This is a genomic window from Dokdonella sp., assembly GCF_035511235.1.
Classification (GTDB): Bacteria; Pseudomonadota; Gammaproteobacteria; order Xanthomonadales; family Rhodanobacteraceae; genus Dokdonella.
Genome location: NZ_DATKFQ010000041.1, coordinates 39,046 through 57,450, shown reverse-complemented (window position 1 = coordinate 57,450; position 18,405 = coordinate 39,046). Strand labels below are relative to the sequence as shown.

At 72.1% G+C, this 18,405-nt stretch carries 12 protein-coding genes; 6 read left to right on the top strand and 6 right to left on the bottom strand.

What is annotated here, in order from left to right; genetic code table 11:
- The 3 genes from VMR06_RS17210 to VMR06_RS17200 all read right to left on the bottom strand — a co-directional run.
- The coding region (locus VMR06_RS17210; protein WP_325378663.1) for an SDR family NAD(P)-dependent oxidoreductase at nucleotides 1-542 on the bottom strand (542 nt) is incomplete at its 3' end.
- A 168-nt stretch (nucleotides 543-710) separates the two neighbouring features.
- The gene (locus VMR06_RS17205) at nucleotides 711-3,905 is read right to left on the bottom strand and encodes a multidrug efflux RND transporter permease subunit (RefSeq protein ID WP_325378661.1); all 3,195 of its coding nucleotides are present in this window, start codon (nucleotides 3,903-3,905) and stop codon (nucleotides 711-713) included.
- A 220-nt stretch (nucleotides 3,906-4,125) separates the two neighbouring features.
- Nucleotides 4,126-5,346, bottom strand: a complete 1,221-nt coding sequence (locus VMR06_RS17200) for an efflux RND transporter periplasmic adaptor subunit (protein WP_325378659.1) — start codon at nucleotides 5,344-5,346, stop codon at nucleotides 4,126-4,128.
- 201 nt (nucleotides 5,347-5,547) lie between these two features.
- Between VMR06_RS17200 and VMR06_RS17195 the strand changes: the two genes are divergently transcribed.
- On the top strand, nucleotides 5,548-6,225 hold the full coding sequence (locus VMR06_RS17195; protein WP_325378657.1) for a TetR/AcrR family transcriptional regulator: 678 nt from the start codon (nucleotides 5,548-5,550) through the stop codon (nucleotides 6,223-6,225).
- 190 nt (nucleotides 6,226-6,415) lie between these two features.
- Here the strand turns inward: VMR06_RS17195 and VMR06_RS17190 are convergent, their stop codons facing one another.
- Nucleotides 6,416-7,045 carry a 2-hydroxychromene-2-carboxylate isomerase gene (locus VMR06_RS17190; RefSeq protein ID WP_325378655.1) on the bottom strand — a complete coding sequence of 210 codons (630 nt, stop codon included), beginning with the start codon at nucleotides 7,043-7,045 and terminating at the stop codon, nucleotides 6,416-6,418.
- A gap of 88 nt (nucleotides 7,046-7,133) precedes the next feature.
- Here VMR06_RS17190 and VMR06_RS17185 point away from each other — a divergent pair, with 88 nt between their 5' ends.
- The 3 genes from VMR06_RS17185 to VMR06_RS17175 all read left to right on the top strand — a co-directional run bounded on the left by VMR06_RS17185 (nucleotide 7,134) and on the right by VMR06_RS17175 (nucleotide 11,409).
- Nucleotides 7,134-7,697 (top strand): ECF-type sigma factor, encoded by a 564-nt coding sequence (locus VMR06_RS17185; RefSeq protein ID WP_325378653.1) that lies wholly within the window; start codon nucleotides 7,134-7,136, stop codon nucleotides 7,695-7,697.
- Entirely contained in the window at nucleotides 7,694-10,606 is a 2,913-nt protein-coding gene (locus VMR06_RS17180) for a tetratricopeptide repeat protein (RefSeq protein ID WP_325378651.1), read from the top strand. The genes VMR06_RS17185 and VMR06_RS17180 overlap by 4 nt, the downstream gene beginning before the upstream one ends.
- Before the next feature lie 113 nt (nucleotides 10,607-10,719).
- A complete protein-coding gene (locus tag VMR06_RS17175; protein WP_325378649.1) occupies nucleotides 10,720-11,409 on the top strand; it encodes a VIT family protein in 690 nt (229 codons plus the stop codon).
- Between the two features lie 177 nt (nucleotides 11,410-11,586).
- On the opposite strand, the gene VMR06_RS17170 is transcribed toward VMR06_RS17175, so the two are convergent.
- Nucleotides 11,587-12,444, bottom strand: a complete 858-nt coding sequence (locus tag VMR06_RS17170; protein ID WP_325378647.1) for an NAD(P)H-binding protein — start codon at nucleotides 12,442-12,444, stop codon at nucleotides 11,587-11,589.
- Nucleotides 12,445-12,588: 144 nt separating this feature from the next.
- On the opposite strand from VMR06_RS17170, the gene VMR06_RS17165 reads away from it, so the two are divergent.
- Both VMR06_RS17165 and VMR06_RS17160 read left to right on the top strand, forming a co-directional pair.
- Nucleotides 12,589-13,032, top strand: a complete 444-nt coding sequence (locus tag VMR06_RS17165; protein ID WP_325378644.1) for a helix-turn-helix domain-containing protein — start codon at nucleotides 12,589-12,591, stop codon at nucleotides 13,030-13,032.
- 32 nt (nucleotides 13,033-13,064) lie between these two features.
- The gene (locus tag VMR06_RS17160; protein ID WP_325378642.1) at nucleotides 13,065-17,459 is read left to right on the top strand and encodes a DEAD/DEAH box helicase; all 4,395 of its coding nucleotides are present in this window, start codon (nucleotides 13,065-13,067) and stop codon (nucleotides 17,457-17,459) included.
- Between the two features lie 91 nt (nucleotides 17,460-17,550).
- Here VMR06_RS17160 and VMR06_RS17155 read toward each other — a convergent pair whose 3' ends face one another.
- Nucleotides 17,551-18,372 carry a YbaY family lipoprotein gene (locus tag VMR06_RS17155; protein ID WP_325378640.1) on the bottom strand — a complete coding sequence of 274 codons (822 nt, stop codon included), beginning with the start codon at nucleotides 18,370-18,372 and terminating at the stop codon, nucleotides 17,551-17,553.
- Nucleotides 18,373-18,405: the final 33 nt, after the last annotated feature.

Sequence of the window (18,405 nt, the reverse complement as noted above, 5' to 3'; positions counted from 1 at the left end):
TAGGCCAGCTGCACGGTCCACGCGTTCAGCGCAGACTTGGAGACGTTGTAGGCCGGCACCTTGAACGCGTAGATGCCCGAGGTCGGATCGCTGTGCAGCGTCAGCGAGCCGAGAATGCTCGACACGTTGACGATGCGCGCCGCCGGCGCCTTGTGCAGCAGCGGCAGGAACGCCTGCGTGACCGCGACCACCGCGAACAGGTTGGTCTCGAACGTCGCGCGCCAGACCTCCAGCGGCTGTGCGGACGGCGGCTTGGCGATATCGTCGAGCAGGATACCGGCATTGTTGACGAGGATGTCGAGACGGCCGTGGGCACGCTCCACTTCCGCCACGGCGGTGGCGATGCTGCCGGCGTCGTTGACGTCGAGCGCGATCGGCTCGACCGGCAGGCCGTCACGCTGCAGCTGGGCTGCAGCCTCGGCGGCCTTGCGCGGATCGCGTCCGGCCAGCAGCACGTGCACGCCGCGCTGCGCCAGCTGACGCACGGTTTCCAGGCCGATGCCGCGCGTGGCACCGGTGACGAGGGCGATGGTCTGGGTCATGTTCGAGTTCTCCGATGATGCCGGCGCGGTCGGTCCGCGCCGGAGAATGAGGGAAGGAAGGCTCCGCCGATGCCGGCGGCGGCCGGCACGTCGGAGCCGGGGCGCCTGCGCCGGCACGCCGTGGCGAGCATCCGCCGTCCGGACGAGCCGAAGCGCAGGCGCGGCATCTCAGTGCGCCGCCACCGGCGTCGAGGCCGGCTCGCCGGCGATCCGCGATGCCTGCGCGCGGCGGCGCCGCACCAGCAGATAGAACACCGGCGTCAGCAGCAGGCCGAAGAAGGTGACGCCGAGCATGCCGGAGAACACCGCCACGCCCATCGCACGGCGCATTTCGGCGCCGGCGCCGGTCGACAGCACCAGCGGCACCACGCCCATCACGAACGCCAGCGAGGTCATCAGGATCGGACGCAGGCGCAGGCGGCAGGCATCGAGCACGGCCTGCCAGACGGTCTCGCCCAGCGCCTCGCGGTCCTTCGCGAACTCGACGATCAGGATCGCGTTCTTGCAGGCGAGGCCGACCAGCACGATCAGGCCGATCTGCGTGAAGATGTTGTTGTCGCCGCCGGACGCGAGCACGCCGAGGATCGCGCAGAGCAGGCACATCGGCACGATCAGGATCACCGCCAACGGCAGCGAGATGCTCTCGTACTGCGCGGCCAGCACCAGGAACACCAGCAGCACGACCAGCGGGAAGATGTAGACCATCGTGTTGCCGGCCAGAATCTGCTGATAGGTCAGGTCGGTCCACTCGTAGGCCATGCCGTTGGGCAGCTCGGCGGCGAGCACTTCCTCGATCGCGCGCTCGGCCTGTCCGCTGCTGTAGCCCGGCGCCGGACCGCCGTTGATCTCGGCGGCCAGATAGCCGTTGTAGTGCGGCACGCGATCCGGTCCGGAGGTCTCGCGCGCGGTCACGAAGCTCGCCAGCGGAATCATGTCGCCGCGTGCGTTGCGCGTCTTGAGCCGGCCGATGTCCTCGGCGTGGATGCGAAAGCCCGGCTCGGCCTGCGCATTGACCTGGTAGGTGCGGCCGAAGCGGTTGAAGTCGTTGACGTAGAGCGAGCCCAGGTACATCTGCATCGTGTCGTAGATGTCCTGCAAGGCGACGCCGGCGGCCTTGGCCTTCTCGCGATCGACCTCGACGTCGATCTGCGGCACGTTGACCTGGAAGCCCGAGAACACGCCGGCCAGCTCGGGGCGCTGGCTGGCCTTGGCGACGACGTTCTGCACCTGGCGGTAGAGCTCGTCGGCGCCAAGGTTGGCGCGATCCTGCACCTGCAGCTTGAAGCCGCCGATCGTGCCCAGACCCTGCACCGGCGGCGGCGGGAAGATCGCGATGAAGGCGTCCTGGATCTTCGCGAACTCGCCGTTCATCGCGGCCGCGATCGCGCCGGCCGACAGCGACGGATCGCGGCGCTCCTCGAACGGCTTGAGCGGCGTGAACGCGATGCCGGAGTTCGGCGCGTTCGTGAAGCCGTTGATCGACAGGCCCGGGAACGCCGGCACCGACTCCACGCCCGGCGTCGCCAGCGCGATGTCGCCCATGCGCCGTACGACCGCCGTGGTGCGGTCCAGCGTCGAGGCGTCCGGAAGCTGCGCGAAGCCGACCAGATACTGCTTGTCCTGCGCCGGCACGAAACCGGTCGGCGCCTTCGAGAAGCCGACCGCGGTCAGCCCGATCAGGCCGACGTAGACGAATACCGCGACCGCGCTGGCGCGCAGGATCCGGTTGACCGTGCCGACGTAGCCGTTCGAGGCACGCGCGAAGAACCGGTTGAACGGCCGGAAGAACCAGCCGAGCGAGAAGTCCAGCAGACGCGTCAGACGGTCGCGCGGCGCATCGTGTGCCTTCAGCAGCAGCGCCGACAGCGCCGGCGACAGTGTCAGCGAGTTGATCGCCGAGATCACCGTGGAGATCGCGATCGTCAGCGCGAACTGCTTGTAGAACTGGCCGGACAGGCCGCTGATGAACGCGGTCGGTACGAACACCGCGCACAGCACCAGCGCGGTGGCGACGATCGGCCCGGTCACCTCCTTCATCGCCTGCACGGTCGCGTCCAGCGGCGCGAGGCCTTCCTCGATGTTGCGCTCCACGTTCTCGACGACGACGATCGCGTCGTCGACGACGATGCCGATCGCCAGCACGAGGCCGAACAGCGACAGCGTGTTGAGGCCGAAGCCGAACAGGTGCATGACGCCGAGCGTGCCGATCAGCGAGACCGGCACCGCGAGCAGCGGGATGATCGACGCGCGCCAGGTCTGCAGGAACACGATCACGACGATCACGACCAGCGCGATCGCCTCGAGCAGCGTGTGCAGCACGGCCCGGATCGAGCCGCGCACGAACACGGTCGGATCGTAGGCGGGGTCGTAGTCGATGCCCTCGGGGAAGGACTTCTTGAGCTCGGCCATCTTCGCGCGCACCGCGTCGGAAATCGCGATCGCGTTGCTGCCGGGCCGCTGGAAGATACCGATGCCGACCGCGGTCTGGTTGTTGAGCATCGCACGCAGCGCGTAGTTGTCCGAGCCGAGCTCGACGCGCGCGACGTCGCGCAGCCGCGTGATCTGGCCGGCGCTGCCGGTCTTGACGATGATGTCGGCGAAGTCCTCCTCGTCGACCAGGCGGCCGCGGGTGTTGACCGCGATCTGGAAGTGCGGCTTGGCCGAGCCGTCCGAGACGCTCGGCACCGACGGCGAGCCGAGCTGGCCGGCGGCGACCTGCACGTTCTGTTCGCGGATCGCGTTGGCGATGTCGGTGGCGGTCAGGCCGCGCGCGGCGACCTTCTCCGGATCGAGCCAGACGCGCATCGAGTAGTTGCCGCCGCCGAACTGCTGCACGTCGCCGACGCCGTCGATCTTGGCGAGCTCGTCCTTGATGTAGAGCGTGAGGTAGTTGGCGAGGTAGTTGAGGTCGTAGCGGCCGTCCGGCGAGGTCAGGAACACGCCCATCGTGATGTCGGGCGTGGACTTGTTGACCGTCACGCCGATGCGCTGCACGTCCTGCGGCAGCTTCGGTGTGGCCTGGGCGACGCGGTTCTGCACCAGCACCTGCGCCTTGTCGACGTCGGTGCCGAGCTTGAACGTGACCGTCAGCGTCATCACGCCGTCGCTGGTCGCCTGCGAGAACTGGTACAGCATGCCTTCCACGCCGGTGATCGCCTGTTCGAGCGGACCGGCCACGGTGTCGGCGATGACCTGCGGATTCGCGCCCGGATAAGTGGTGCGCACGACCACGGTCGGCGGCACCACCTCCGGATACTCGGAGATCGGCAGCGACGGGATCGCGATCAGGCCGGCCAGCAGGATCAGGGTCGACAGGACGCCGGCGAAGACCGGGCGCGTGATGAAGAACTGGGAGAAATTCATGTCAGGGTCCTTGGGCGCCCCGGCTGTCCGGGGCCGCGCGCCGCATCCGGCGGGCAGTCGGGAAACGATCGGCGCGATCGCGATCCTGGCCGGCGATCGCCCGCGAACCAGCCATACCGCACCGGTCCGCAACGAAGAAGTGGGGCATGCCACGCATGCGTTTCGATCCGGATGGCGGCAGGCGCCCGCGACGCGAGGCGCCCGCCGTCAGGCCGCACGGTCAGCGCTGGGCGCGTTCGCCGGGCGCGGCGCGGCTGGCGGCCAGACGCGCCGCATCGCGATCGGCTGCGACCTGCGCGACACCGGCGCGATCGGCGTCCATCTCGACGCGGGTCGGCTTGACCGTGACGCCGGGACGCACGTGCTGCAGGCCGTTGACGACGATCACGTCGCCGGCGGCCAGGCCGCTCTTGACCACGCGCAGGCCGTCGACCGAGGCGCCGAGCTCGATGAAGCGCGCCTCGAGCGTGTCGTCGGGCTTGAGCGCGAGCACGAACTTCTTGCCGAGGTCGACGCCGACCGCGCGATCGTCGACGAGGATCGCCTCGCGGCTCTCGCCGCCGACCAGCTTGATGCGCGTGAACAGGCCCGGCGTGAAGCGGCCATCGGCGTTGTCGAACACCGCGCGGCCGCGGATCGTGCCGCTCTGCGTGTCGACCTGGTTGTCGATGAAGTCCAGGCGGCCTTCGTGCGGATAGCCCTGCTCGTCGATCAGGCCCATGAACACCGGCGTCGCAGCGTGGCGACCGTCGCTGCCGCGCGCCGCGCTGCGCGAGAAGCGCAGATAGGTCTGCTCGTCGGCGTCGAAATAGGCGTAGACCGGATTGTCCGAGACCACGGTGGTCAGCACGCTCTCGCTGGTCGCCAGATTGCCGGCGGTGATCAGCGCGCGCGAGACGCGGCCGTCGATCGGCGAGCGCACCTCGGTGAACTCGAGGTTGAGGCGCGCGGCCTCCAGTGCGGCGGCCGCCGCACCGATGCCGTCGGCGCCGGTGCTGGCCAGCGTCGAGAGCTGGTCGAACTCCTGCTGCGAGATCATGTGCTGGGCGATCAGGCGCTTGCCGCGCTCGTGATTGGAGTCGGCCAGCTTCGCCTGCGAGCGCGCCTGCTTGAGCGCTGCCGACAGCCGGTTGACCTCGGCCTGGAACGGGCGGGGATCGATCCGGAACAGCAGCTGCCCCTTGCTGACGCGCGAGCCCTCGGCGAACTGCACCGAGTCGATGAAGCCGCTGACGCGGGGGCGCACCTCGACGCTCTCGACCGCTTCGAGGCGGCCGGTGAATTCTTCCCAGTCGCGCAGCGGCTTGGAGACGACCGCGGCCACGGTCACCGCGGGCGGCGGCGGCGCGGCGGCCGTCGCGACGTCGGCGCTGCCGCGGCTGCAGCCGGCCAGCAGCACGGCGAGGCCCAGAAGCACAACGGAGGTTCGGATCGCTGACATGGCACAATTCCTTCAAGACCGAAAAGCCAGACCCCCCGGTCCGTCCAGCGGCCGGCAGGCGAGAGAGGTGCGAGAGTTCCGTGCTGCGCCGCCGCTTGACCGCTGCCGCCGGGGCGTCGATCGTGCGAGGTACGTTACCGGTCAGTCACATTGTGCTAGTGTTACTGACCGGTAACTAACCTGTCAAGAGGAGTTTTCGTCATGAGCAAGCTCAAGTCCGAGGGGGTCGACAAGACCGCGTCGGACAAGCCGCGCGTGCGCGACCGCATCTTCGATACCGCCAGCGAGCTGTTCTATCGGCACGGCATTCGCGCGGTCGGCGTCGACGCGATCGCCAGCGAGGCCGGCACCAACAAGATGAGCTTCTACCGGAGCTTCCCGTCGAAGGACGACCTGGTCGCCGAGTACCTGTGCGGCCAGCAGCGCGAGTACTGGCAGTGGTGGGACGAGGTCGTCGCGCCGCACCAGGGCGATCCGCGGCGGCAGATCGAGGCGCTGATCGAATCGACGATCGACCTCGCCCGCCTCAAGGCCAAGACCGCCGAGGGCTGCCGGACCGCGCGCGGCTGCGCGCTCGGCAATGCCGCCGTCGAGATTCCCGAGGACAACGAGCGCCTCGGCGATATCGTCCACAACTACAAGTCCGAGATCCGGCGCCGGCTGCGCGCACTGGCCGCCGAGGCCGGCGCGCGCGACGCCGATGCGCTCGGCGATGCGCTGATGCTGCTGCTCGAAGGCGGCCTCTACACGCGCCTGACCTTCCCCGACAACACCGGCCCGATCGCGGCGATCACGCGGGCGGCGGGCTGGCTGCTCGATGCGTGCACGAAGCCCGGCTGCACGGCCGCGGCGGCGAAGGAGCCGAGCCGCCGCGACTGAACGGACCGGCAAGACCGGCCGCGGACCGTTCGCGGGCGCGCAGCATCATGGCGAGGTCCGCCGCATCGCCGGCTGCGCGCACGGTCGACCGGAATCCGGCCGAGCGGCGCGGACCGTCTTCGCCATCGTGACCGAGGGCCGACACGGCGCTCCGGCCGGGTCGAAGGCGGCATCACGCCGCCGCCGGCGCTCAGCGCCGCCGTTCGATGCCGACCGGCAGATCGGCCAGGCGCGCGTACTCGCCGCGCTCGAAGCGCTGCGGATCGTCGAGCCAGTCCAGCAGCATCGGCGTCGCGTCGTTGCCCCAGAAGCGCTGCCCGCCGACCGCCAGCGTCGGCACGCCGAAGACGCCGGCGCGGATCGCCGCCTCGGTGTTCGCGCGCAGGGCGCCCTTGACCGCGTCGCTGCCGATCGCGGCGGCGACGTCGTCGATGCCGAGCCGCGCGGCCGGTTCGGCCAGCGAAGCCGCATCGTCCCCGGCGCGGCCGTCGCGCCACAGATGGTCGAAGATCGTCACGATCGAGGTCCAGTCGGCGCCGGCGGCGAGGCACAGCCGCAGCGCCGCGACCGGATTGAACGGGTGCGCCGGCGGAAAGCGCAACGGCCGGCCGGCGTGCTCGGCCTGCCACTGGACCATGCGATAGGTGAAATCGCGCTTGCCGGGAATCTCGGCCGGGCCGAGCTGGCCGTGATGCTGCAGGATCGCGCCGAACAGGATCGGCACCGGCGTGACCGCGAGCCGCTCGCGCAATGCGAGCACGGCCGGCAGCTGCAGATACGCGAACGGCGAGACGAAATCGAAGTACCAGTGTGAACTCATTCCGGTTCCTGCTGTGATCGGGTGCGCCCGCACGGCGTGAAGCGGCACCGCATCCGCGCGCCGGCGGAGGCGCTACGATAGCGCAGCCATGGCCGACGCCGCCGACATCACCGCCCTGCTGGCCCGCGCCGGCAGCGGCGAGCGCCACGCGTTCGACGCGCTGCTGCCGCAGGTCTACGAGCGGCTGCGCCGGCTGGCGCATCGCCAGCTGATCGGCGAGAGCGCGCATACGCTGAGCACGACGGCGCTGGTCCACGAGGCCTGGCTCGGCATGGTGCAGCAGCGCGAGCTCGCGTTCGCGGACCGTACCCATTTCCTCGGCTACGCGGCGACCGCGATGCGCCACATCCTGGTCGACCACGCGCGGCGCAAGGCCGCGCTCAAGCGCGGCGGCGGCCAGCGCCTGCTCGACTGGCAGGCGCACGACGTACCGGTCGAGGATCTGGCCGCCGACCTGCTCTGTCTCGACGAGGCACTGGATGAACTCGCCGGTGTCGATGCACGGCTGGCGCGCGTCGTGGAGCTGCGCTTCTTCGGCGGCCTGTCGGTCGAGGAGACCGGCGAACTGCTCGGCATCACCGCGCGCAGCGTCGTGCGCGACTGGCGCAAGGCGCGCGCATTCCTGCATCAGACGCTGCAAGCCCCGACGTGAACCCGGCGCTGCGCGCACGCTGGACCGAGCTCGAGCCGCTGCTCGATCGCGCGCTCGATCTCGGCGCCGACGCGCGCGCGGCCTTCCTGCGCGAGGCGGTATCCGATCCGGAACTGCGGGTGCTGCTGGCCGGCCTGCTCGACGGCGACCGCAGCGAAGGCTTCCTCGACGCGAACGGCGCCAGTCAGGCCTGCCGCCTGCTGCACGAGGCCGCTGACGCGGTGCCCGACCGGATCGGGCCGTACCGCATCGTCCGGCTGCTCGGCGAGGGCGGCAGCGGCAGCGTCTACCTGGCCGAACGCGACGCCGACGGCTACACGCGCCAGGTCGCGCTCAAGCTGCTGCGCGTGGGCCTGCGCGATCCGGCCGAGCAGGCGCGCTTCCGCCGTGAACGGCGCATCCTGGCGCGATTGACCCATCCGTCGATCGCGCGCCTGCACGACGGCGGCTTCACCGCCGAGGGCGTGCCGTGGTTCGCGCTGGACTACATCGAAGGCCAGCCGCTGACGCGATGGTGCGACGAGCGCCGGCTCGGTCTGCGCGCGCGGCTGACGCTGCTGGTCGCGGTCTGCCGGGCGGTCGCGCATGCGCATCGCGCGCTGATCGTCCACCGCGATCTCAAGCCGGCCAACATCCTGGTCGACGGCGACGGCCGCCCGCACCTGCTCGATTTCGGCATCGCCAAGCTGCTCGACGCATCCGAACACGGCGAGGACACACGCACCGCGCTGCGCCGGCTGACGCCGGCCTACGCCGCGCCCGAACAGTTCACCGATGTCGCGGTCACGACCGCGACCGACGTCTACGCGCTCGGCGTGCTGCTGCACGAACTCGCGACCGGGCTGCGGCCGATCCTCGCCGCCGACGGCGAAGCGCGCGCGGCCTCGGCGACGTTCGACGCGCACGCCGGCCGCGACGCCGCGGCGTTGGCGCGCGGCACGACCGCCCGCGCGCTCTCGCGCAGCTTGCGCGGCGACCTCGACACGATCGTCACGACGGCGGTCGCGGTCGATCCGCAGCGCCGCTACGGCAGCGCCGAGGCGCTGGCCGACGATCTCGAGCGCCATCTGCAGCAGCAGCCGATCCGCGCGCGCCGCGCGTCGGCGCGCTACCGCCTCGGCAAGTTTCTCGGGCGCCATCGCGTGGCGGCGGTCGCCGCGCTGCTGATCCTGGCCAGTGTCGTGCTCGGCGTCGCGGCGACGCTGCGCGAATCGCAGACGGCACGGCAGGCGGCGCTCGCGGCTGCCCGCGCGGCCGAGCGCGCCGATGCGGTCAAGACGTTCACGCTGGCGCTGTTCGCCGGCGTCACGCCGGACGAGAGCCGCGGCCGCCTCGTCAGTGCGCGCGAACTGCTCGAGCGCGGCGAGGCGCGCATGGCCGAGGTGCTGGACCGCCAGCCGCAGCTGCGCAGCGAGCTGTCCGCGGCGCTGGCCGGCGCCTGGCGCCAGCTCGGCGCGCTCGACCGCGCCGACGCGCTCGCCGAGCGCGCGCTGGCGGCGGCCGACGACGGCGAGCGCCGCTACGCGGCGCTGCTCGAACTCGGCGCGGTGCGCGCGGCGCAGGGCCGCTTCGACGAGGCCGCGCAGGCGTTGCGCGCAGCCTCGGCCGCGGCGGCCGGCGCAGCGGCGCGCAGCGAGGCCGACGTCCGCCTCGCCGAACTGCTCGCCGAGGCCGGCCGGCCGCAGGAGGCGGCGCAGCTGATCGACGCGACGATCGGCGCCGACCGCCGCGATCCGGCCGGCGGCGACCGGCTGGCGCGCGATCTCGCCGCGCTCGGCAGCATCCGCTTCCGCGGCGGCGACCTGCCGGTCGCCGAGCAGGCTCTGCGCGAATCGCTGGCGCTGACGCGCCGGATGCGTCCCCAGGTACACACCGAAACCGCGCGGCGCGCGCACGATCTGGCCGTCGTGCTGCTGCAGAAGGGCGATGCCGCCGAAGCGGCGACGCTGCTGCAGGAGGCGCTGCACACGCGCGTCACCCTGCTCGGCGAGCGTCACCCGGACGTCGCGCAGAGCCGCTTCAATCTGGCGGTGGCGCGGCAGCGCCTGGGCGACTCCGATACGGCCGAACGCCTGTATCGCGAGGCGCTGGCCGTGCAGCGCGAACAGCTGGGACCGTCGCATCCGGACGTCGCCGGCACGCTGAACTCGCTGGCGATGCTGGCCTGGCAGCGCGACGACGTCGATGCGGCGATCATGCGCATCGGCGAGGCGCTGACCGCGGCACGGGCGGCCTACGGCGAGGCCCATCCGACGGTGGCGACGATGCTCGGCAACCTGGCCTCGTTCGAGCGCGTCAGCGGCCGTCTCGACGCGGCCGAACGCGACCAGCGCGCCGCGCTCGAGATCGCGCGCAGCGCACTCGGCGAGCGCCACTACCTGGTCGGCGTCGCCCGCATCGGTCTGGCCGGCACGCTGATCGAGCAGGGCCGGCTCGACGAGGCGATCGCCGCCTATCGCGACGGCCTGGCGATCCTCGAGGCCGGCCTCGGCGGCGCGCATGCCGACGTCGCGCAGGCGCGCGCCGCCTATGCCGAGGCGCTGCAGCAGGCCGGCCGCCTCGACGAGGCGGTCGCGGCCGCCACGGCGGCACGCGCGACGGCCGCCACGGCCCTGCCGGCCGGCCATCCGCGGCGCGCCCGTATCGAGCTGGCGGCGTTGCGTCTGGACGCCGCGGCCGGCGGCTGCGCGGCGGTGCGTCCGCAACTGACCGGCATCGTCACCGCGCTGGCCGGCGGCGGTCACGCGCTGCGCACCGACCGCGCGTCCGCGCTGCTGCTGCAGGCACGCTGTCTGCGCGAGGCCGGCCTGGATGCCGAAGCGGCCGAGGCCCTGGCGCAGGCCGACGCAACACTCGGCGCCGCCCGCTACGTGCCGCGGCGGCTGCGCACTGAACGCGCCGCGCTGTAGGTCGAGGAGCCCCCCGGGCTTGACCGCCGGTTCGCCGGCCGGAGGTCCACCCTGTCGCCGGCACCGTCCGGCTGGCAGACTCCGTCATTCCTTCCTGCCCTCGCCCAGCGCCGATGCCCAGTGCGATCCATCACCATAGCCAGCGCGTCGGATGGCTGCGCGCGGCGGTCCTCGGCGCCAACGACGGCATCCTGTCGACGGCCAGTCTGCTGGTCGGTGTCGCCAGCGCCGATACCGGCGCAGGCAACGTGCTGCTGGCCGGCGGCGCCGGTCTGGTCGCCGGCGCGATGTCGATGGCCGCGGGCGAGTACGTATCGGTCAGTTCGCAGGCCGATACCGAGCGGGCCGATCTCGAACTCGAACGGCGCGCGCTGGCCAGCGACGCCGAGAACGAACGCGACGAACTGGTCGACATCTACGTCGGCCGCGGCCTCGACCGCGCGCTGGCGCGGCAGGTCGCCGACCAGCTCAGCGCGCACGATGCGCTCGGCGCACACGCGCGCGACGAACTGGGCCTGACCACGACGCTGCGCGCGCGCCCGGTGCAGGCGGCGCTGACCTCGGCGCTGACGTTCTCGATCGGCGCGGCGATCCCGCTGGTCGCCGCGGTGCTGGCGCCGGCGGCGCGCATCGCGCCGGTGGTCGTGGTCGCCTCGCTGGCGTCGCTGGGCACCCTGGGCGCGCTGGCCGCGCGCGCCGGCGGCGCGCGTGCCTGGCTCGGCGCGGCGCGCGTACTGGTCTGGAGCACGCTGGCGATGGCGGCCACGGCCGCGATCGGACGCCTGGTCGGCATGGCGCTCTGACAGACCGGATACAGGACGGCCCGGGCGCTCGGCTGAACACCGGACGCTGCGTTCCCGAAGCGCCGGGGGACGCGCGGCGTTCGCGGAGCATGCGGCCGCCTGCGCGGGCGACGCGATGCGCGGCCGGCGCCGCGGGCCAGCGGCTCCGAATCCGCGCGGTCGGCGATCCGCAGGCGCTCAGGCCAGCGTGTCGAGATAGGTCCGCAGCGGCTGCGCCGGTCGGCCGGTCAGACGCGCCACGTCGTCCGACACCGCGGCGTACTCGCCGGCGGCCAGCGCGGCCTGGAAGCTGGTCACGCCGGTCACGACGAATTCGGGCAGCCCGGCCGCGCGCAGGCCCTGCGCGAAATCGGCGAGCGGCAGGTCGGCCGCCGTGATCGACCGTCCGAACACGTCGCCGAGCATCGCGGCGATGCGATGGCCGTCGAGCGCCTCCGGCCCGGTGATCTCGTAGATCCGCCCCTCGTGACCCGGCGCCGTCAGCGCCGCGGCCGCGGCCGCGGCGACGTCCTCGTGCGTGACGTAGGCCACCGGTGCGTCGATGCCGGGCAGCGCCAGCACGCCGCTGCGGCGCGCCTGCAGGTAGGCTCCGGCGTTGTTGGCCGCATAGGCGTTGTCGCGCAGGATCGTCCAGGCCAGGCCCGATTCGGCGAGCAGCGCCTCGGTCAGGCGATGCGCGCCGGCCCACTCGAACCGGCTGTCGGCGCTGGGATGCGTCGCGCTGGTGTAGACGATGCGCTCGACACCGGTGCGCTGCGCCGCCTCGATCGCCTGGCGGTGGTGGCGCAGCCGGTCGGCATCGATGCCCATGCTCGAGATCAGCAGCACGGTCTTGGCGCCGGCGAAAGCCGCCTCGAGCATGTCCGCCCGCTCGTAATCGGCGGCGGCGATGCCGAAGCCGCGAGCGGCCAGATCGGCCAGCCTGTCCGGCGAACGGGCGGCCAGACGCACCTGCGACGGTGCGACGCCGCGGGCCTCGAGCGCCTCGGCGGTGGCACGGCCGAGCCGGCCGGAGGCAGCGGTGATGACGATCATGACGGGCTCCTTCAGAGGGGATGGATGTTGGTTACCAAACGAGACCAAGATACGATTCCGCATCCAGCCTGCAAGAAGGGAGCGCAACGTGCCTCGGTTACCGCGCGATAACCGCAACGCCGCCACGGCGCCGGGCCGGCCGGCATGAGCCGGCGCCGCTTGACGCCGGACGGCGCGATCGACCCGGACTGCCCGGTGCGCGACGTGCTCGACCGCATCGGCGACCGCTGGACCGTGCTGGTGCTGAACGAGCTCTCGGCCGGCACGCGCCGCTTCACCGAGCTGCGCCGCGGCATCGCCGACATCTCGCAGCGCATGCTGGCGCAGACGCTGCGCACGCTCGAGACCGACGGCCTGGTGACGCGGACCGTCTATCCGACGATCCCGCCGCGCGTGGACTATGCACTGACGCCGCTCGGCCAGTCCCTGCTCGACCCGCTCGAGCAGTTGATCCGCTGGGCCGACGCCAGCCGGCCGGCGATCCATGCGGCGCGCCGGGCCGCGCTGGCGCGGGCGGCGGCCGCTGCCGGTACGGTGCCGCCGCAGCGCGCCGAGCAGAACCCGGGCGGCGCGCGACGGCCGCCTTGACTTCGCCGATGCAAGCCGCAGATTTTCAGGCGATGGCGTCTTCGTTCTCGCTCCAGGATTTCCACCCCGCGGTCGGCGCCTGGTTCGCGTCGCGCTTCGCTGCGCCGACGCCGGCGCAGCGCGACGCATGGCCGGCGATCGCCGCCGGCCGGCATACGCTGATCGCCGCGCCGACCGGCTCGGGCAAGACGCTGGCGGCCTTCCTCGCCGCGATCGACGGGCTGGTCCGCGAGGGCGTCGCCGCCGGCGGCCTGCCGGACGCGACGCGCGTGGTCTACGTCTCGCCGCTCAAGGCGCTCTCCAACGACATCGCGATCAATCTCGAGGCGCCGCTGGCCGGCATCCGCGAGGAACTCGCAGCGCGCGGCCTGGCCGATCTGGAGATCCGCAGCGCGGTGCGCACCGGCGACACGCCGGCCGCCGACCGCCAGCGCATGCTGAAGACGCCGCCGCACATCCTGGTCACGACGCCCGAATCGCTGTACGTGCTGCTCGGTTCGGACTCGGGCCGGCTGATGCTCGGCGACGTGCGCACGGTCATCGTCGACGAAATCCACGCGATCGCCGACGACAAGCGCGGCAGCCACCTCGCGCTGACGCTGGAGCGCCTCGAAGCGCTATGCCAGCGGCGCCTGGTGCGGGTGGGCCTGTCGGCCACGCAGAAGCCGATCGAGGAAGTCGCCAGATTCCTGGTCGGCGCGCATCAGGTCGACGGCGCGGGGCGGCCCGACTGCGTGATCGTCGACAGCGGCCACGTACGCGAGCGCGATCTGGCGATCGAGATGCCGCCGCTGCCGCTCGAGGCGGTGATGTCGAACCAGGCCTGGGAGCTGGTCTACGACCGCATCGCCGACTGCGTGCGGTCGCACCGCACGACCCTGGTGTTTGCGAACACGCGGCGCCTGACCGAGCGCGTCACGCGCCATCTCGGCGAACGCCTCGGCCACGAGCACGTGGCCGCGCACCACGGCAGTCTCGCCAAGGAGCTGCGGCTGCGCGCCGAGCAGCGGCTCAAACGGGGCGAGCTCAAGGTACTGGTGGCGACCGCCTCGCTCGAGCTCGGCATCGACATCGGCGAGGTCGACCTGGTCTGCCAGCTCGGCTCGCCGCATTCGATCGCCGCGTTCCTGCAGCGCGTCGGCCGGTCCGGACATGCGGTCGGCGCGACGCCGAAGGGCCGCCTGTTTCCGCTGTCGCGCGACGACCTGGTCGAATGTGCGGCCCTGCTCGACAGCGTGCGTCGCGGCGAGCTGGATCGGCTGCACGTGCCGGAGGCGCCGCTCGACGTGCTCGCGCAGCAGATCGTCGCCGAATCGGCCTGTGCCGAGTGGGACGAGGGCGCGCTGTACGACTGGCTGCGCCGCGCCTGGCCGTATCGCCATCTCACGCGCGAGCGCTTCGACGCGGTCGTGAGAATGCTCGCCGAAGGCTTCACGAGCCGGCGCGGCGCGCGCGCCGGCTATCTGCACCGCGACGCCGTGCACGGCCGCATCAAGGGCCGGCGCAATGCGCGGCTGACCGCGCTGACCTCGGGCGGCACGATTCCCGACACCGCCGACTACACGGTCGTGCTCGAGCCGCAGGCGACGATGGTCGGCACGGTCCACGAGGATTTCGCGGTCGAGAGCCTGGCCGGCGACGTGTTCCAGCTCGGCAATGCCTCGTACCGGATCCTGCGCGTCGAGCGCGGCCGCGTCCGCGTCGAGGACGCGCACGGGCAGCCGCCGAGCATCCCGTTCTGGGTCGCCGAAGCGCCCGGCCGCAGCGACGAGCTGTCGGCCAGCGTATCGCGACTGCGCGCCGAGCTCGACCGCCGCCTCGCCAACGGCGTCGAGGCGGCGCGCCGCTGGCTGATCGAGACGCTGGCCCTCGACGAGGCGGCCGCTGCGGCGATCGTCGAGTACCTGGCGCGCGCGCGGCAGGCGCTCGGCCTGCTGCCGACGCAGCAGCAGCTGGCGATGGAGCGCTTCTTCGACGAGTCCGGCGGCACCCAGCTGGTGATCCATTCGCCGTACGGCAGCCGCATCAACAAGGCCTGGGGCCTGGCGCTGCGCAAGCGCTTCTGCCGCACGTTCAATTTCGAGCTGCAGGCGGCCGCGACCGAGGATGCGATCGTCCTGTCGCTGTCGACCAGCCACAGCTTCGCGCTGGCCGACGTGGCGCGCTATCTGCATTCGGCCACTGCGCGCGACGTGCTGATCCAGGCCCTGCTCGATGCGCCGCTGTTCGGCGTGCGCTGGCGCTGGGCGGCGACCACGGCCCTGGCACTGCCGCGCTATGCCGGCGGCCAGCGCGTCGCGCCGCAGCTGCAGCGCATGAAGTCCGAGGATCTGCTGGCGACGGTGTTTCCCGATCAGGTCGCCTGTCTGGAGAACATCGTCGGCGAGCGCCAGATCCCCGACCATCCGCTGGTCGCACAGACGCTTCAGGACTGCCTCGGCGAAGCGATGGATGCCGACGGCTGGCTGGACCTGCTGCGCGGGCTGGAAAGCGGCGCGATCACGATGACCGCGCGCGACCTGGCCGAACCCTCGCCGCTCGCGGCCGAGATCCTGACCGCGCGGCCGTACGCGTTCCTCGACGATGCGCCGCTCGAGGAGCGCCGCACCCAGGCCGTGCAGATGCGCCGCTGGAGCGATCCGGAGACGGCCGACGATCTCGGCGCGCTCGACGCCGACGCGATCGCCGCGGTCCGCGAGGAGGCCTGGCCCGGCGCGCGCGACGTCGACGAGATGCACGAGGTGCTGATGGACCTCGGCTGGATCGGCGGCGACGAAGCCGCCTCCACGCCCGACTGGACCGGCTGGCTCGAACGTCTCGCGCGCGACCGCCGTGCGACGCGCGTGCACGCCGGCCCCGGCCGGGTGCACTGGTGCGCGGCCGAACGGCTGCCGCAGCTCGACGCCGTGTTTCCGGCGGCGCGCCGCGAACCGGCGATCACGGCGCCGCCCGGCTATGCCGACGCCGCGTGGACCGCCGAGACCGCCCTGGTCGATCTGCTGCGCGCACGCCTGACCGCACTCGGCCCGGCGCGGGCCGCGGATCTCGCCGCCGCGCTCGGCGTCCCGGTCGACGCGATCGAGGCCGCGCTGATCGCTCTGGAAACCGAGGGCTACGTCCTGCGCGGTCGCTTCACGCCCGGCACCGAGCACGAGGAGTGGTGCGAGCGTCACCTGCTCGCGCGGATCCATCGCTACACGCTCAAGCGACTGCGCCGCGAGATCGAGCCGGTCGAGCCGCGCGACTTCATGCGCTTCCTGTTCGAGTGGCAGCGGGTGGCGCCCGCCGCGCGCGCCAGCGGACCGGAAGCCCTGCAGGGCATCGTCAATCAGCTCGAGGGCTATCAGGCCGCCGCCGGCGCCTGGGAGACCGATCTGCTGCCGGCGCGTCTTGGCGACTACACGATCGGCTGGCTCGATGAGCTGTGCCGCAGCGGACGCGTGGTCTGGGCGCGCGTTGCCGACGCGGCGGCGGCGGGCCGCTCCCGCGCGGCCGGACCGCTGCGCAGCACGCCGATCGTGATCGTACCGCGGCGTTCGCTGGCGCTGTGGACCGGTCTTGGCGCTCAGGCCGGCGAGGCCGGTCCGGTGTCCTCGCGCGCGCAAGCCGTGCTCGACCTGCTCGACCGCGAAGGCGCGCTGTTCTTCGACGAGCTCGTGCACGGCACGCGGCTGCTCAGGACCGAGCTCGAGGACGTGCTCGGCGAGCTGGTCTCGCGCGGCCTGGTCCACGCCGACAGTTTCGCCGGATTGCGCGCGCTGCTGATGCCGGCATCCAAGCGCAGCTCGCACCGCACGCGCCGCATCCGCCACGGCGCCCTGCTCGGCATCGAGGACGCCGGCCGCTGGGTACCGCTGCGTGGCACGCGGCGCACGCCGGATGCCGGTGCGCGGGACGCCGGTCGGGCACCGGCCGCGGCCGACGAGGACACGCTCGAGCACGTGGTGCGCGTACTGCTGCGCCGTTACGGTGTACTGACCTGGCAGCTGCTGTCGCGCGAGGCGGACTGGATGCCGCGCTGGCGCGAACTGGTGCGCGTATGCCGCCGCCTCGAGGCGCGCGGCGAGATCCGCGGCGGCCGCTTCATCGCCGGCCTGTCCGGCGAACAATTCGCATTGCCCGAAGCGATCGCGGTGCTGCGTGCGGTGCGACGCCGGCCGGCCGATGGCGGTCTGGTCGTCGTCGCGGCGACCGATCCGCTCAATCTGGCCGGCATCGTCACGCCGGGCACGCGCATCGGCGCGAGCGTCGGCAGCCGCGTGCTATACGAGGGCGGCGTCCCGCTCGCGACGCTCGTCGCCGGCGCGATCGGCCGTATCGACGGTGGCGATCCGACGCGGCCGCTGCCGGCCGAATGGCGCGAGGCACTGATCCGCGGGACGCGCGCGGCGGCCGGCGCGACCGGCACGGTGGACCAGGCCCGCTGAGCGACCGCCGGCATGACGTCCGCAGCCGCGCCCGGACACGAAAAAGCCGGGACATGCCCGGCTCGTTCGTTTCGGGTGAGGCGAAGATCGATCAGGGACGCTTCGACGCCGGCAGTTTTTCCTGTGCCATCTTGAGCGTCTTGACCGCCTCGTCCTGGTAGGCCTTGACGGCCGCGTCGTCGATCTGGCCGCCCTTGCCGTCCTCGTTGAGGATCGCCGCGCCGCTCTCGTCCCAGCCGATCCGCGTCGAACCGGCGATCACGCCGAGCGGACGGTCGTCCTTGAACGCGTACTGCACGGTCGAACGGCCGGCCTCGCCACGGTCGGTGATCACGCGCGCGTAGCGCACGTGGCCTTCCGAGACGAACGCGTCCCAGGCCACCGAGACCTGGTCGTTGAGGTAGGAACCCTCGATGCGCTTCATGCCGCCCGAGTTGGAGCGGACCTTGTTGATCTCTTCCTTGAGCTTCTCGCCGGGCGTCGCCTCGGCGTTGAGCACGACCTCGGCGGTCGCGCCGTTGCCGCCGGTCAGCACCGGCGAATTCAGCGCCGGCATGAAGCGGCGGTCGCCGTCGACCAGCATCGCCTCGATTACGTAGGTATGGTTCGGATCGATCTTGGCCGGATCGAAATCGAGCGTGAACTGGAACGGCGGATTGCCGCCGACCGGCTGCACCTTCTCGGCGACCGCGATCTCCGGCTGCGAGAGGTCGACCAGGCGCACCGTCAGCTTGGCCTCGGGGCCCAGCGGAATCTGATCGCGCAGCGCTACGACGCCGCTGATCGAGGTGGCCACTGCGGCCGACGCGGGCGCCGGTGCCGTGCCGTTCGCCGGCGTGCCGCCCTGCTCGCCGGATTGGCATCCGCCGAGCGCCAGCAGGCCCACCAGCGCGGGGGCGAAGAGTTTCCGCATGAGTACACCTCCAGAAAGTTGAGTCGGCTAAAT

Coding starts and splice junctions, on each gene's coding strand:
- VMR06_RS17170 (WP_325378647.1), bottom strand. CDS start 12,444: ATGATCGTCATCACCGCTGCCTCCGGCCGGCTCGGCCGTGCCACCGCC.
- VMR06_RS17160 (WP_325378642.1), top strand. CDS start 13,065: ATGGCGTCTTCGTTCTCGCTCCAGGATTTCCACCCCGCGGTCGGCGCC.
- VMR06_RS17185 (WP_325378653.1), top strand. CDS start 7,134: ATGGCCGACGCCGCCGACATCACCGCCCTGCTGGCCCGCGCCGGCAGC.
- VMR06_RS17205 (WP_325378661.1), bottom strand. CDS start 3,905: ATGAATTTCTCCCAGTTCTTCATCACGCGCCCGGTCTTCGCCGGCGTC.
- VMR06_RS17165 (WP_325378644.1), top strand. CDS start 12,589: ATGAGCCGGCGCCGCTTGACGCCGGACGGCGCGATCGACCCGGACTGC.
- VMR06_RS17175 (WP_325378649.1), top strand. CDS start 10,720: ATGCCCAGTGCGATCCATCACCATAGCCAGCGCGTCGGATGGCTGCGC.
- VMR06_RS17190 (WP_325378655.1), bottom strand. CDS start 7,045: ATGAGTTCACACTGGTACTTCGATTTCGTCTCGCCGTTCGCGTATCTG.
- VMR06_RS17155 (WP_325378640.1), bottom strand. CDS start 18,372: ATGCGGAAACTCTTCGCCCCCGCGCTGGTGGGCCTGCTGGCGCTCGGC.
- VMR06_RS17200 (WP_325378659.1), bottom strand. CDS start 5,346: ATGTCAGCGATCCGAACCTCCGTTGTGCTTCTGGGCCTCGCCGTGCTG.
- VMR06_RS17195 (WP_325378657.1), top strand. CDS start 5,548: ATGAGCAAGCTCAAGTCCGAGGGGGTCGACAAGACCGCGTCGGACAAG.